The 14,193-nt window shown below is 69.5% G+C and carries 12 protein-coding genes; 8 read left to right on the top strand and 4 right to left on the bottom strand.

What is annotated here, in order from left to right:
• The first annotated feature begins 5 nt into the window (after nucleotides 1-5).
• The 8 genes from OG452_RS17530 (at nucleotide 6) to OG452_RS17495 (ending at nucleotide 10,300) form a co-directional block, all read left to right on the top strand.
• Entirely contained in the window at nucleotides 6-1,973 is a 1,968-nt protein-coding gene (locus OG452_RS17530) for a copper resistance CopC/CopD family protein (RefSeq protein ID WP_327296534.1), read from the top strand.
• A 6-nt stretch (nucleotides 1,974-1,979) separates the two neighbouring features.
• Entirely contained in the window at nucleotides 1,980-3,245 is a 1,266-nt protein-coding gene (gene efeB / locus OG452_RS17525; RefSeq protein WP_327296533.1) for an iron uptake transporter deferrochelatase/peroxidase subunit, read from the top strand.
• 146 nt (nucleotides 3,246-3,391) lie between these two features.
• Nucleotides 3,392-4,327 carry a prephenate dehydratase gene (gene pheA, locus OG452_RS17520; protein ID WP_327296532.1) on the top strand — a complete coding sequence of 312 codons (936 nt, stop codon included), beginning with the start codon at nucleotides 3,392-3,394 and terminating at the stop codon, nucleotides 4,325-4,327.
• Between the two features lie 743 nt (nucleotides 4,328-5,070).
• Nucleotides 5,071-6,348: a serine--tRNA ligase gene (gene serS / locus OG452_RS17515; RefSeq protein WP_327296531.1), complete on the top strand. Its 1,278-nt coding sequence runs from the start codon at nucleotides 5,071-5,073 to the stop codon at nucleotides 6,346-6,348.
• Entirely contained in the window at nucleotides 6,345-7,157 is an 813-nt protein-coding gene (locus OG452_RS17510; RefSeq protein WP_327296530.1) for an HAD family hydrolase, read from the top strand. The genes serS and OG452_RS17510 overlap by 4 nt, the downstream gene beginning before the upstream one ends.
• Nucleotides 7,158-7,381: 224 nt before the next feature.
• Nucleotides 7,382-8,056 (top strand): FadR/GntR family transcriptional regulator, encoded by a 675-nt coding sequence (locus OG452_RS17505; RefSeq protein WP_327296529.1) that lies wholly within the window; start codon nucleotides 7,382-7,384, stop codon nucleotides 8,054-8,056.
• Nucleotides 8,057-8,126: 70 nt separating this feature from the next.
• The gene (locus tag OG452_RS17500) at nucleotides 8,127-9,404 is read left to right on the top strand and encodes a CynX/NimT family MFS transporter (RefSeq protein ID WP_442810036.1); all 1,278 of its coding nucleotides are present in this window, start codon (nucleotides 8,127-8,129) and stop codon (nucleotides 9,402-9,404) included.
• A 227-nt stretch (nucleotides 9,405-9,631) separates the two neighbouring features.
• Entirely contained in the window at nucleotides 9,632-10,300 is a 669-nt protein-coding gene (locus OG452_RS17495; protein WP_327296528.1) for a hypothetical protein, read from the top strand.
• Nucleotides 10,301-10,404: 104 nt separating this feature from the next.
• On the opposite strand, the gene OG452_RS17490 is transcribed toward OG452_RS17495, so the two are convergent.
• The 4 genes from OG452_RS17490 to OG452_RS17475 are packed head-to-tail and all read right to left on the bottom strand — an operon-like array spanning nucleotide 10,405 to nucleotide 13,947.
• Nucleotides 10,405-11,124 (bottom strand): ABC transporter permease, encoded by a 720-nt coding sequence (locus OG452_RS17490; RefSeq protein WP_327296527.1) that lies wholly within the window; start codon nucleotides 11,122-11,124, stop codon nucleotides 10,405-10,407.
• Between the two features lie 17 nt (nucleotides 11,125-11,141).
• A complete protein-coding gene (locus tag OG452_RS17485) occupies nucleotides 11,142-12,053 on the bottom strand; it encodes an ABC transporter ATP-binding protein (RefSeq protein ID WP_327296526.1) in 912 nt (303 codons plus the stop codon).
• Complete coding sequence (locus OG452_RS17480; RefSeq protein ID WP_327296525.1) at nucleotides 12,050-12,931, bottom strand: ABC transporter permease; 882 nt, start codon at nucleotides 12,929-12,931, stop codon at nucleotides 12,050-12,052. The genes OG452_RS17485 and OG452_RS17480 overlap by 4 nt, the downstream gene beginning before the upstream one ends.
• Nucleotides 12,928-13,947, bottom strand: a complete 1,020-nt coding sequence (locus tag OG452_RS17475; protein WP_327296524.1) for an ABC transporter ATP-binding protein — start codon at nucleotides 13,945-13,947, stop codon at nucleotides 12,928-12,930. The genes OG452_RS17480 and OG452_RS17475 overlap by 4 nt, the downstream gene beginning before the upstream one ends.
• Nucleotides 13,948-14,193 lie beyond the last annotated feature (246 nt).

The raw sequence follows: 14,193 nt of genomic DNA, 5'->3' as shown, positions 1-14,193 counted from the left end.
ACTCCATGACGGCGACCACCGCTCCACCGCGCTCGGGTCTTCCGCTCACACGGCTGCTGCTCGTCGCGGCGGCGGTCCTCGGCGCACTGTTCGCCGCGGCCGCCCCCGCCGCCGCGCACGCCGCGCTGCTCGGAAGCAACCCGAAAGCCGGAACGGTGGTCGCCAAGGCTCCGGCGGACGTCGCGCTCACCTTCTCCGAACAGGTCGCCATGGACAACAAGTCCATCCGCGTCCTCGACCCGAAGGGCAAGCGTTCCGACACCGCCAGACTCCGCAACCTCTCCAAGGGCAGCACCGTCACCTACGGTGTCGACCTGCGCCCCGGCCTCCCGAAGGGCACGTACACCGTCGCCTGGCAGGCCATCTCCGCCGACAGCCACCCCGTCTCGGGGGCCTTCACGTTCTCCATCGGCGCCCCGTCCAGGACCACGGTGTCCGCCACCGGCGAGAACGTCGGCGGTGGACTCGTCGGCGTCCTCTACGGAGCCGCGCGCTACGCCTCCTACGCCGGATTCATCGTCCTGGTCGGCGGCGCCGCCTTCGTCGTCGCCTGCTGGCAGCGCGGGGCCAACGAGCGGCCGCTGCAACGGCTCGTCGTACGCGGCTGGCTGACGCTGACCGCTGCCACCCTCGTCCTTCTGCTGCTCAGAGCCCCGTACACCGGCTCCGGGCACCTCGCGGACGTCTTCGACCTGGGCGCGCTCAAGGGCGTGCTCCAGACCAAACCCGGCGCCGCGCTCGTCTCCAGACTGCTGCTGCTCGGCGCCTCCGCGCTCTTCGTCGCCGTCCTCTTCGGGGCGTACGCCCGGCGCACGGCCTCCGCGGAGCCGGAGGCGGCGAAGGAGCGGAAGGACCTCACCTTCGGCCTGGGCCTCGGGGGGACGGTCGTCGCCGCCGGGATCGCCGCCACCTGGGCGCTCACCGAGCACGCGTCGGTCGGCCTCCAGCCCGGTGTAGCGATGCCGGTCGACATCGTGCACCTGCTCGCGGTCGCCGTCTGGCTCGGCGGTCTTGCCGCGCTGCTCGTCGCCCTGTTCCGTACTCCGTCCATCGAACGCGCCGCCGTGCAGCGGTTCTCACGTATCGCCTTCACAGCCGTCTGCACCCTGGCGGCGACCGGCCTCTACCAGTCGTGGCGGCAGGTCGGCTCCTGGTCCGCGCTGTTCGGTACGGGGTACGGGCAGCTGCTCATGGTCAAGGTGGGGCTCGTCGCGGTGGTCGTCTGCATCGCGTCCTTCTCGCGGCGCTGGACGGCGCGGCTCTCCGAGACGGCTGTGGGGGAGGCTGTCGCTGGTGAAGCTGCTGCTGGTGAAGCTGCTGTTGCTGAGAGCGGCGCCGTAACCGGCCTTGCAGCGCAGGAGCAGGTAAAGGAACAGCTCACCGTCCCCGCCGATCCACAGCGCGCCGCCCAGCTCGCCCGGCAGCAGGCTGCCAGGACCGTGGTGCGCGAGAGGCGGGTACGTGACGCCGACCCGCACCGCACCGGGCTCCGGAAGTCGGTGCTCGCGGAGACCGTGGTCGCCGTGGCGCTGCTCGCCGTGACGACGGTCCTGACGACCACGGAGCCGGGCCGGACAGAGGAGGAAGCCGGACGGAACACCTCCTCGTCCGCCGCAGCGACGGTGCCTTCGGGGCCGGTGGACATCACCCTCCCGTTCGACACGGGCGGGCCCAAGGGCAAGGGAACGGCTGCCCTCGAACTCACCCCGGGCCGCAGCGGCGACAACCAACTGCACCTCTTCGTGAACAACCCCGCGGGCAAGCCGTACGACGTGCCCGAGGTGAAAATCGCCCTCACCCTTAAGGCGAAGAAGATCGGGCCACTGCCCGTCGTCCCCGACCACCTGTTCACCGGCCACTGGAGTGCGGACGGCGTCCAGATCCCGATGGCCGGCAAGTGGGACATCGCTGTGACCGTGCGGACCTCCGACATCGACGAGACCACCGTGAACAAGACGGTGGAGATCGGCTGACCAGCAATGAACGACATCTCCAGGAGGCGGCTGCTCGGGACCGCGGGCGCTGTGGGCGCGGGTGGCCTCGTGGTGGGCGCCGCCGGCGGAGCCGCTGCGCACGCCGCAGCCGAGTCGGCTCCGGCGACCGCGCTGACGAGCGTCGGCTCGACCGAGGTGGCCTTCCACAGCTCGGGGAAGACCACCAGGTCCGCGCACCAGGCGGGCATCATCACACCCGCCCAGTCCACCGGGTATCTGATCGCCTTCGACCTGGCAGCCGGCGCCGGCCGCGCCCAGGCCGCTGCGCTGCTGCGCCGCTGGTCGGCGAGTACACAGCGGATGATGGCGGGCGAGCCGACCGGCGACGACACCGGGATCGCGCTCGACGCCGGTCCGTCCTCCCTCACGGTCACCTTCGGCTTCGGACAGTCCTTCTTCAGCCGTACAGGACTGACCGCGCAGCGCCCCACCCAGCTCGACCCGCTGCCGGACTTCTCCTCCGACCACCTGGACGCCAAGCGCAGCAACGGCGATCTGTGGGTGCAGATCGGCGCCAACGACCCGCTCGTCGCCTTCCACGCTCTGCGCGCACTCCAGAACGAAGCGGGTTCGGCGGCCCGGGTCCGCTGGCAGATGAACGGTTTCAACCGCTCCCCCGGCGCGACCGCCAAGCCGATGACCGTCCGCAATCTGATGGGCCAGGTCGACGGAACGGGGAACCCCAAACCCTCGGACAGCGACTTCGACCGGCGCATCTTCGTCCCGGCGGGCGGCGGCAAGGGCGCGGGCGCGCAGCCGGAGTGGATGGCGGGCGGCTCGTACGCCGTCGTACGCCGGATCCGGATGCTCCTCGACGACTGGGAGAAGCTCCCGCTGGGGAAGCAGGAGCAGGTCATCGGGCGGCGGAAGAAGGACGGCGCCCCGCTGACCGGAGGCACCGAGACGACCGCCATGAATCTGACCAAAGTCGGCCCGGACGGCAAGTTCGTCATCCCGGACAACGCCCATGCCCGGATCTCGGCCCCCGAACAGAACGGCGGTGCCGCGCTGCTGCGGCGCACCTTCTCGTACCACGACGGGATCGGCCAGGACGGCACACCGGACGCCGGGCTGCTCTTCGTCTGCTGGCAGGCCGATCCGGCACAAGGCTTCGTACCGGTGCAGCGGAAGCTCGACCGCGGCGACGCGCTGTCCACGTTCATCCGGCACGAGTCCAGCGGACTCTTCGCGGTACCCGGGGCGGCCGGACCCGGCGAGTACGTGGGCCAGCGACTCCTCGAAGGCCACTGAGCACAGGGCCCGGGGCCGGGCGCTGAGCGGTACGCGGTGGCGGGGGGCTGCGCGGTACGCGGTGGCCGGGCACCGACGGGCCGGTACGTGGTGGCTCCCTGTCCGCGCCCCGGGGCGCGGACCGTCCGGCCCATTAGGGTGACCGTATGTCAGCCACTCGCTTCACCTATCTGGGCCCCGAAGGCACGTTCACCGAGGCGGCCCTGCGCACCCTCCCCGAGGCCGCCACCCGCGAACTCGTCCCGATGGTGTCCGTACCTGCCGCGCTCGACGCGGTACGGACAGGGGAGGCCGCAGCGGCGCTCGTACCGATCGAGAACTCCGTCGAGGGCGGCGTCACGGCGACCCTCGACGAACTGTCGGGCGGCGAGCCGCTGATGATCTACCGCGAGGTGCTGCTGCCCATCGCCTTCGCGCTGCTGGTGCGGCCCGGCACGAAGCTGAGCGAGGTGAAGACGGTGACGGGGCACCCCGTCGCCCAGCCCCAGGTACGGAACTGGCTGCGGGCCAACCTCCCGGAGGCGGTGTGGGAGTCGTCCGCTTCCAACGCGGACGGCGCACGACTCGTACAGGAAGGCCGGTACGACGCGGCCTTCGCCGGTGAGTTCGCCGCCGCCACGTACGGGCTCGAACCGCTGATCACCGAGATCCACGACGCGCAGAACGCCGAGACGCGCTTCGTCCTGGTGGGGCGCCCCGCCCGGCCCGCGGCACCGACCGGCGCAGACAAGACGTCGGTGGTCGTCTGGCAGCGCGAGGACCATCCCGGCGCACTGCTCGAAATCCTTCAGGAGTTCGCGGTGCGGGGGGTCAACCTGATGCTGCTCCAGTCGCGGCCTACGGGTGAGGGCATCGGCAACTACTGCTTCGCCATCGACGCGGAGGGCCATATCGCGGACCGCCGGGTGGGCGAGGCGCTCATGGGGCTCAAGCGGAGCTGCCCGGAGGTGCGGTTCCTCGGTTCGTACCCGCGGGCCGGGGTGACGGCGCAGGACGTACGGGCGCTGCGGTCCGGGACGTCGGACGCGGAGTTCGTCGCGGCGTCGGACTGGCTGGCGCGCAGCGAGGACGGCCGGGCCTGAACGAGAGCCCTGAACGGGGGGCCTGACGGGGGCGGGGCTGAACGAGGGGCTGACGTCGGCGTGCGTGACCCGCCGGACGTGGCCTGGTGGCTGCTGGACGCGACCGCCGACGCGCCCTGAACTTCGTGGTCATACGTAATCGCTGCGGGTAATCGTCGTACGTCCTGATTTCCGCACTCCGGAAAAGTTATCCACAGGCTCTGTCTCGACCTGGGGACAAGTCGACAGGGCAAGCCGACATGGTCGACAAATCGGCCTAGCGACGGCAGATGCATCCACGGTCCAGCAAGTGGGGAGCCGTCATCTCAATTCAGCCGATCAACCCTTTAGAGCGATCAATTCCTACCTGAATGAGCACGCGGAGGGGGTTTGAAGGGGAAATCCCAGCAAACAGTCGATTGCCTGTGGGGCTTTCGGAACCATCCCCTTCGCCGTCCACAGATTTCCCACACAGCCTGTGGATAACTAATCCGGACTGTGGATCCCTGTGGACAAGCGAGCCCAAGTCCCGCCCCGCGCAAGGGAAAAGAGTCAACTGTTTGACCCGGAATGCTTCGTTCCGGGGAATCGGTCACCTTTATTGACCTCTGGCCGACGAGGGGCGCACGGCGTCGCCGCCGGGGTATCCCGCCCCACTTCACCATTCCATAGATAGTGGATGAATTCAGACAAAGCGCCCCTGGCGATGCAGCACAGTGAATATCAAGTCGAGTGCAGGAAGCGGGCAACGGTAGCCTGGTGGGGTGATTGACCTTCGCCTGCTCCGTGAGGACCCCGACCGTGTTCGCGCCTCCCAGCGCGCCCGTGGAGAGGACGTCGCCCTCGTCGACGCCCTGCTCTCCGCCGACGAGCGGCGCAGGTCGTCCGGACTCCGGTTCGACGAACTCCGCTCCGAGCAGAAGACGCTCGGCAAGCTGATCCCCAAGGCCTCGGGAGACGAGAAGGCCGAGCTGCTCAAGAAGACGGGGCAGCTCGCAGCCGCCGTCAAGGCGGCCGACGCCGAGCAGAACGAGGCCGACGAGGAGACCAAGCGCCTGCTGCTCCAACTCGGCAACCTGGTCCACCCGGACGTGCCGGTCGGCGGCGAGGAGGACTTCACCGTCCTGGAGACGCACGGGATCATCCGCGACTTCGCGGCCGAGGGCTTCGAGCCCAAGGACCACCTGGAGCTCGGCGAGGCCCTGCGGGCCATCGACACCGAGCGCGGCGCGAAGGTGTCGGGCTCGCGCTTCTACTACATGACGGGCATCGGCGCGCTGCTCGAACTGGCGCTGGTCAACGCGGCGATCGCGCAGGCCACCGAGGCGGGGTTCATCCCGATGCTGACACCGGCGCTGGTCCGCCCGCGCGCCATGGAGGGCACGGGATTCCTCGGCCAGGCCGCCGAGAACGTCTACCACCTGGAGAAGGACGACTACTACCTGGTCGGCACCTCCGAGGTCCCGCTCGCCGCGTACCACATGGACGAGATCATCGACGCCGGTGAACTGCCGCTGCGGTACGCGGGGTTCTCGCCCAGCTACCGCCGCGAGGCCGGCACGTACGGGAAGGACACCCGGGGCATTTTCCGGGTGCACCAGTTCAACAAGGTCGAGATGTTCTCGTACGTGCACCCCGACGACGCGGCCGCCGAGCACCAGCGGCTCCTGGAGTGGGAGAAGCAGTGGCTTACCAGCCTTGAGCTGCCCTTCCAGGTGATCGACGTGGCGACCGGTGACCTGGGGGCGTCGGCCTCCAGGAAGTTCGACTGCGAAGCGTGGATCCCGACGCAGGGCAAGTACCGCGAGCTGACGTCGGCGTCCAACTGCGACGGTTTCCAGGCTCGGCGCCTGTCGGTCCGGATGCGCGACGGCAAGAAGGTCCAGCCGCTGTCGACGCTCAACGGCACGCTCTGCGCCGTGCCGCGCACCATCGTGGCGATCCTGGAGAACCACCAGCTCGCCGACGGCTCCGTCCGGGTCCCGCCGGTGCTGCGGCCCTACCTCGGCGGACGAGAGACTCTGGAGCCCGCGTCCAAGTGACGACCCCTGCGCTGCCCTACCGGCTGATCGCCACCGACCTCGACGGCACGCTGCTGCGTGACGACGGTTCGGTCTCCGAGCGCACCCGGGCCGCACTCGCCGGGGCCACCGCGGCGGGGGCGGCGCACATCATCGTCACGGGGCGGGCGGTTCCGTGGACCCGCGACATCCTCGACAGCCTCGGTTACGAGGGCCTCGCGGTGTGTGCGCAGGGGGCGCAGGTCTACCACGCGGGTGAGCACCGGCTGCTCACCTCCGTCACCCTGGACCGCAAGCTGGCCGCCGTCGCGCTCGCCAAGATCGAGACGGAGACCGGACCGCTGGCGCTGGCCGCGAGCCGGGACGGTCTCGACGGCGAGGTGCTGGTGAGCGCGGACTACCGGGTCAATGAGGGTCCGCTTCCCGTGGCTCGGTTCGACGAACGGGACGAGCTGTGGTCCGCGCCGATCAACAAGGTCTACATACAGCACCCGGAGCTGAGCGACGACGCGCTTGCGGAGAGCGCTCGGCAGTCCGTGGGGAACCTGGTGGACGTGGTCATGGCGGGTGAGGGCGTGGTCGAGATCCTGCCGCCCGGGCTGAGCAAGGCGACGGGTCTGTCACTGGCGGCCCGGCGCCTGAAGCTCACGGCCGCGGACACGATCGCCTTCGGGGACATGCCCAACGACATCCCGATGTTCGGCTGGGCGGCGCACGGGGTGGCGATGGCCAACGCCCACAGCTCCCTGAAGGCCGTGGCGGACGAGGTCACCACGTCCAACGAGGACGACGGCATCGCTGTGGCGCTGGAACGGCTGCTCCAGGGCTGAACGGCTGGGGGGCTGGGCATCGGGCTGAACGGCCGGGCGGGGCAACGGCCGGATGACCGGCCGGGGCGTCGGCTGGAACCGCGGCCGGGGCGTCGGCTGGCCGGGTGATCGGCAGAACGAATGGGCGACTGGTCGGTTGACCCCCAGTTCCTTGGAGTCAGTTGTAGGATGACTGGGCAACCGGGTGACCCGGATACCACGCTTGACGAACTTGGGGCGACGAGATGGCACTGCGTGCGGCAGGACGGCACTCCCTCGTGGATACCGTCGTCCAACAACTGCGGGACCAGCTGACCGACGGGGAGTGGTCCGTGGGCGACCGCATCCCCACCGAGCACGACCTCGCCGAACAGCTCGGCGTGGGACGTAACACCGTCCGCGAGGCGGTACGGGTCCTGGTGCACTCCGGGCTCCTGGAGTCCCGTCAGGGCAACGGCACCTTCGTACGCTCCACCGCCGACCCCTCCGCCGTGCTCCGCACGATGGGCCACGCGGGAGTGCTGGACATCCTGGAGCTGCGGGTCGCCCTGGAGACGGAGGCCGCCAGGCTGGCAGCCGTCCGCAGGGACGCGGCGGACCTCGACTGGCTGCGGGAAGCCCTCGGGGCCCTCCACGAGCACGGCGACCGGGCGGCCGACGCCGACCTCGCCTTCCACCTGGGGGTGGTCGAGGCCACGCACAACGCCACGTTCGCCGAGGTCTACCGCTTCTTCTCCACCCAGATGCATGAATCCCTGGTCACCGCACTCGGCGACCAGCAGATGCCGCCGATCGACATCACCGCCCACGAAGCCCTGGTCGACGCGATCGAGAGCGGTGACCCGGCAGCGGCGGAGCAGGCTGCCCGCGCCCTGCTCCAGGTACCGATGGACGTCGTCCGCCGACTGGTGGGCCGCTGACCGGGCGCCTCACCCGCCCCACCACCCCGCACCACCGACATACGAACAGAAACGCTGAGAGGTGCCTGACGTGTCCCGCCCGGACCTGGATCAACTGCTTCCCGACGCGGAGGCCGACGTCCGGCCGTCCCGCGAAGGGACCGCCGCACGGCGAGCCCTGACCGCACACCCCGCGGTGCTGTTCATCGGCATCGTGCTGGCGTCGCTCAACATGCGGGCGGCGCTGGCGAGCGTGTCACCTCTCATCGGCGAGATCAGCAGCACATTCGGCCTCTCGTCGACGGCGTCGAGCCTGGTCACCTCCGTACCGGTGCTGTTCCTCGGAGTCGGCGCGATGATCGCCCCCTGGCTGGCCCGCCGATTCGGTACCGAAGTGGTGCTGCTGTGCGCGCTGGTCCTGCTCGGGGTCGGCATTCTCGTCCGGGTCCTGCCGTCCGTGTTCGCCCTGTACGGCGGCGGAGTGCTGGCCGGCACCGCGATAGCCCTGCTGAACGTCCTGATGCCGGGTCTGATCAAGCGGGACTTCCCGGACCGGGCCGCGTCGATGACCTCGGTCTACACAGGCGCGATGATCGGCGGCGCCACCCTCTGCGCAGCGGCCTCGGTCCCGCTGGAGAAGGCGTTCGGAAACAGCTGGCAGGCGTCGCTGGCCTTCTGGTCGCTGCTGGCCGCGGTCGCCGCCGTGGCGTGGCTGCCGCAGGTGCTGATCGCCCGCGGCCGTACCGGCCACGAGGTGCGCGTCACGCCGGCGGCTACTGGACCGGCCAGGAGCATCTGGCGCTCGGCGCTGGCCTGGCAGGTCACCCTGTTCATGGGCCTCCAGTCGCTCTGGTCGTACGTGCTGATCGCCTGGATGCCGACGATCTTCACCGACCACGGGATGAGCCGTTCGACAGCGGGCGTGATCTTCGCGTTCAACAACCTGATCCAGGTCGCCGGCGCCTTCGGCGTACCGCTGCTGGCCGGCCGTATGCGCAGCCAGCGCCCGCTGATCGTGCTGGTCACGTCGATGGTGGCTGTCGGCTACGCGGGCCTGATGATCGCCCCGGTGTCGGGGGCCTGGCTGTGGTCGGCGGTGCTGGGTGTCGGGCAGGGCGGCGCGGTGGGGCTGGCCCTGACACTGATCGTGCTGCGGTCGGGCGACGCACAGACGGCGGCGCGGCTGTCCGGGATGGCGCAGACGGTCGGTTACCTGCTCGCGGCGGCCGGCCCGCTGACGGCCGGCGCCGTGTACCAGGCGACGGGCAGCTGGACCCTGCCGATCGCCCTGGTACTCGGGGTGTGCGCGGCGGCCTTGGTGGTGGGCTTGTTCGCGGCTCGGGACAGGAAGGTCCAGACCGTCGGGTAAAGGCGGGGCGCGTGACTTGTACGACTGTCGGGTCGTTGGTCAGTGTGCGTGGAGGCGACTGGGGTCCGAGGCGACGAGAGTGCGTGAAGTCCGGGAGTGCCGGTGCCGAGGCAGAAGCCCGGGCCGGTCATTGAGTAGTGACGTAGATGAGCGGACCTCCACCCCTGAAGCCCGGGGAGAGGGCCGTCACTGTCATGCACCAATGACCATGAACGGCAGGCTCATCCATGCCACCCGAAATCGCCCTGCTCGAATCGCGCGCACTGCGCGCCGACCATCTGGGGCGCGTCGGCGTCCTGGACAAGGTCAAGGCGCTCGCACTGCTGCCGGACGGGATTCATCTCCGTACACAAGATGTGGCGCGGTACTTCGAGGTATCCACAGACGTCATCAAGAAGTTGACCCAACGGCACCGTGAGGAGCTCTCCTCAAACGGACTGCGCGTACTGCAAGGCTCTGACCTCGAAGAATTCAAGGGGGACAACCTGTCTCCCTTTCCCTCGCACGGCCTGAGTTATCCACAGCCCCGTTCCGGCCTGACGGTTCACACCCGCCGGACTGTCCTCAACATCGCCATGGTGCTGCGCGACAGCGAAGTCGCCCGTCGGGTGCGGAGCTACCTCCTCGACACCGAGGAGCAGCACCCGGCGCCGGTGTCGGACCCCGGTTTCGACGGACTCGACCGCCGCGTCACACAGCTGGAGTCCGCGATGAGCGAGGTCGGACCCGCGCTGAGGGAGCTGGGCCCCGTACTGGCCCGTATGTCGGATCGTCTGGGGGCCCTGGACCAGCGGCTCGACGCCACGAACCGGGTCGTCGGGGCAATGAGCGTACGGCTGTCGGATGTCACCGAGGACATGGCGGAGATCAAGCGCCGCCTCCGTCGCCGGCGCTGAGGGGACTGAAGGCTCTGAAGGAAGAGCCCCCGCAGGAAGCCCGATAAAAGGGCCGGGGGCGGGAACGACGGCACCCCGTCGTTCCCGCCCCCGGCCCCCCGGTCTCACTCCTCGCCGGCCAGCGTCAGCCTTCGCAGTTTCTGGCCCGCGTACCAGGTGGCGAGCACGGTGACGCCCGCCAGCAGAACCACGGCCAGGGGCAGTCCGACGTCCGAGCTGACCGCACCCGGCGCGCCGATCTTCTCCGCCAGGGCGAGCGCCCACTGCTGGATGCTCAGCGTGCGCGCGCCCGGCACCAGGTTGCCGAACAGGCCCTCCCAGACCAGGGCGTAGACCAGCCCGGCGACGACCGCGTGCCGGGTTACCGTGCCCAGGAGGAGGAAGACCGAGGCGTACGCGATGGACGCGACCAGCGCGGCGACCGTGTAGGCGATCGCGATCTGCTGGCCGTTGCCGTTGAGGATGAGGCCCGCGATCAGGGTCGGAATCGCGGAGAACGCCATCGTCACGGCGATCGCCACGATGAGCTTCGTGAAGATGATCGTGGGGCGCTTCACCGGTTTGGCCAGCAGATAGACGATCGAACCGTCATCGATCTCCGGGCCGATCGCACCCGTACCCGCGATGACACCGATCAGCGGCACCATCGTGGCCATGGCGAACCCGCCGAGCACATCGGCGGCGACCTGGTCGTCGGCGCCGCTGAAGGTGCGTACCGCGGCCGCGATCACGATCAGCAGCGCGGGCAGTACGAACAGGATGGCGGCCCGGCGGCGGCCGAGCAGGGCCCGGTAGGTGAGCCGGGCGACTGTGGGGTTGTACATGGGCGTCACAGCTCCTTTCAGGCCGCTACGAGGTACGAGAAGACCGACTCCAGGGACTCGTCCGACGGCGAGACGGTGAGGAGCCGGATGCCGTTTTCACGGGCGACGCGCGGCAGCAGCGCCGTGAACCGGCCGAAGTCGACCGCCTGGATGCGCAGCGCGCCCTCCGTGACGTCCACCTCGATACCGGCCGTCGACGGGTCGGCGATCAGCGCGGCGGCGAGGGCCCGGTCGTCGCTGGACCGTACGAGATAGCGGTGCGGCCGGTCCGTCATCAGCCGGCGGATCCGGCGGAAGTCACCGGACGCGGCATGCCGTCCCGCCACGATCACCTCGATGTGCGAGGCCAGTTGCTCGACCTCTTCCAGGATGTGCGAGGAGAAGAGCACCGTGCGGCCCTCCGCGCCCATCTGCCGCAGCAGCTCCATCAGCTGCATGCGCTGGCGCGGGTCCATGCCGTTGAAGGGCTCGTCGAGCAGCAGCACGCTGGGGTTGTGGACGAGGGCGGACGCCATCTTCACGCGCTGCCGCATGCCCTTGCTGTACGTCGCGATCTTGCGGTCCTGCGCGGGCTCCATCTCGACGGTGGCGAGCGCCTGTTGCGCGGCGCGCTCGTCGAGGCCGTGCAGTTCGGCGTTGGCGACGACGAATTCGCGGCCGGTGAGGAAGTCGTACATCCCCTCCCGCTCCGGCACGATCCCGATCTGCCGGTAGACGTTCTCGTTCCGCCAGATCGGCTCGCCGTCGAGTGTCACCGTGCCGGTCGACGGGGCGAGGAATCCGCCCATCATGTTGATGAGGGTGGACTTGCCTGCGCCGTTGGGGCCGAGAAGCCCGGTCACGCCGGGGCCGACGGTCATGGTGATGTCGTTGACCGCCACCACGTTGCCGAACCAGCGCGAGGTGTGGTCGATGTTGATCGTGGTCACAGCCCGACCTTCCGGTAGCGGCGCATCAGGACGGCGTACGAGCCGGCGATGAGCGCGAGAACGACGAGCACATAGACCACGCCGGCACCCGCTCCCGGGCCTGCCCCGCCCGGGAAGGCGGAGGAGGCGCCGAGGAACGCGGTCTGCACGCCGTCGATCAGCGTGATCGGGGAGAAGAGCCCGAGCCAGGTGACGGCTCCTGCGGCGTCCTGGTTGAAGGCGATGGCCTGCACCGTGGAGACCGCTCCGTACGTGATGGTCAGTACGGCGATGACCGCGGCGACCCCGAAGCCGCGGCGCGGGGTGAGCGCGGCGACCACCAGCGCGATGCCGGAGAAGAGCACCGAGAGCAGCGCGACGGAGACCAACCCCTGGCCGAATCCCTCGGTCTGGTGGGCGAAATCGAGTTTGGCGAGCAGCGAACCGATGTAGAGGATCACCAGGGGTGCCCCGGTCAGGATGAAGAGGGCCGAGGCCATCGCCGCATACTTGGCGATGACGTAGTCGACGCGCTCGATGGGCCGGGAGAAGTACAGCGGGATGGACTTGAAGCGCAGATCGCGGGAGACGGCCTGCGGGGCCTGCGCGGCGAGATACAGCCCGATGACGGCCTGGGTGAGGATGGCGTACCGGGTGTAGTCGAGCGGCAGGTCCTTGGCCTTGGTCGCCACGGCCACCGCGACGATGATCGCCGCGGGCACGCACATCACCGCGAAGAGGATCATCGGCAGCACCTTGGACTTGGCCGAGCGGCCCAGACCGTAGGCGCCGCGCAGCGACTGCGCGAAGAGCGAGCGGCGGGCGTAGGCGCGGCCCAGGCGCTGTCCGTCGTAGTTCCGGTATCCGATGTTGTGGATCTGACTGGTCTCGGTACTCATCGCGCCTGCACCTCCTGCTTCGGCTGGCCGGGCTGGGCCGGCGGGTGGTTCTGCTGCTGGTCCCGTGACTGGTTCTGCTGGTCGGTGCGGAAGACCTCCGCGATGTGGTGGCGGCGCTGTTCCATCCGTACGAGGCCGAGCCCGAGGTCGGTGACCGTGTCGCGGACCAGGTCGTACGTCTCCTCGCCTGCCGCCTCGACCAGCAGGATGTGTCCGGCGCCCGGCAGCCCCTCCTCCGTGCCCTCGTGCAGCGTCACACCTGCCGCGGTCAGCGACTCGCGGAGCGCCCGAGTCCCGTCGGGATGGGCGTCGGAGTCGGTGACCTCGACCGCCAGCGTCGCGGTGCTCTGCGTGAAGTCGCTGGTGGAGCTGGACCGCAGCAGCGAGCCGCCGTCGATGACGACGACGTGGTCGCAGGTCCGCTCCAGCTCGCCGAGCAGGTGCGATGTGACCAGGACCGAGATGCCGAAGTCGGTGTGGACCCGGCGGATCAGCCCGAGCATGTCGTCGCGGCCGACCGGGTCCAGGCCGTTCGTCGGCTCGTCGAGCAGCACCAACTGCGGGTCGTGGACCAGCGCCTGGGCCAGCTTCACACGCTGTTTCATACCGGTCGAGTAGCCGCCGATGGGGCGGTAGCGCTCTTCGTAGAGGCCGACGTGGCGCAGCGTGTCGGCGGTGCGCTCCCGTGCGGCGGTGGGCGGCAGTCCGGACATGCGCGCCATGTGGACGACGAACTCGGTGGCCGAGACATCGGGTGGCAGGCAGTCGTGCTCGGGCATGTACCCGACGCGCTCACGGATTTCGGCGCCACTGGTGGCGACATCGAGCCCGAGCACGGCGGCCCGGCCTTCCGTGGCGGGGGACAGACCCAGCAGGATCTTGATCAACGTGGACTTGCCGGCTCCGTTGGATCCCACCAGTCCGGTCACACCGGGTCCGATGTCCAGGGAGAGCCGGTCAAGCGCGGTCACCCTCGGGAACCGCTTGCTCAGGCTTTCGGTCGCGATCACAGTCACATTCCGAAGGTAGTGGCGCGGCTCATGCCGGGCGTCAGCCCAGACGGCTGGATCCCTGTCCCCCTCCAGAGGTACGGACCCGTAGGGGCCCGGTACAGGAGAGGGAGGGGCGGGGCAGGGGCGGCACGGACGGCATCCCGGGAGGAGTTGTCCACAGGCCGTTGTCCACAGGTCAGGCGGGGCTCTTGACGTAGCCGCCGGGCATTGTCACATTCATCAGTGTCAAGTTACGAGCACGTACCGCAC

The organism is Streptomyces sp. NBC_01197 (assembly GCF_036010505.1).
Taxonomy (GTDB): Bacteria; Actinomycetota; Actinomycetes; order Streptomycetales; family Streptomycetaceae; genus Streptomyces.
Note: the sequence above shows the minus strand (reverse complement) of the source record. Positions and strands in the feature narration are given on the sequence as shown.

Coding starts and splice junctions, on each gene's coding strand:
- OG452_RS17530 (WP_327296534.1), top strand. CDS start 6: ATGACGGCGACCACCGCTCCACCGCGCTCGGGTCTTCCGCTCACACGG.
- efeB (WP_327296533.1), top strand. CDS start 1,980: ATGAACGACATCTCCAGGAGGCGGCTGCTCGGGACCGCGGGCGCTGTG.
- pheA (WP_327296532.1), top strand. CDS start 3,392: ATGTCAGCCACTCGCTTCACCTATCTGGGCCCCGAAGGCACGTTCACC.
- OG452_RS17505 (WP_327296529.1), top strand. CDS start 7,382: ATGGCACTGCGTGCGGCAGGACGGCACTCCCTCGTGGATACCGTCGTC.
- OG452_RS17495 (WP_327296528.1), top strand. CDS start 9,632: ATGCCACCCGAAATCGCCCTGCTCGAATCGCGCGCACTGCGCGCCGAC.
- OG452_RS17490 (WP_327296527.1), bottom strand. CDS start 11,124: ATGTACAACCCCACAGTCGCCCGGCTCACCTACCGGGCCCTGCTCGGC.
- OG452_RS17480 (WP_327296525.1), bottom strand. CDS start 12,931: ATGAGTACCGAGACCAGTCAGATCCACAACATCGGATACCGGAACTAC.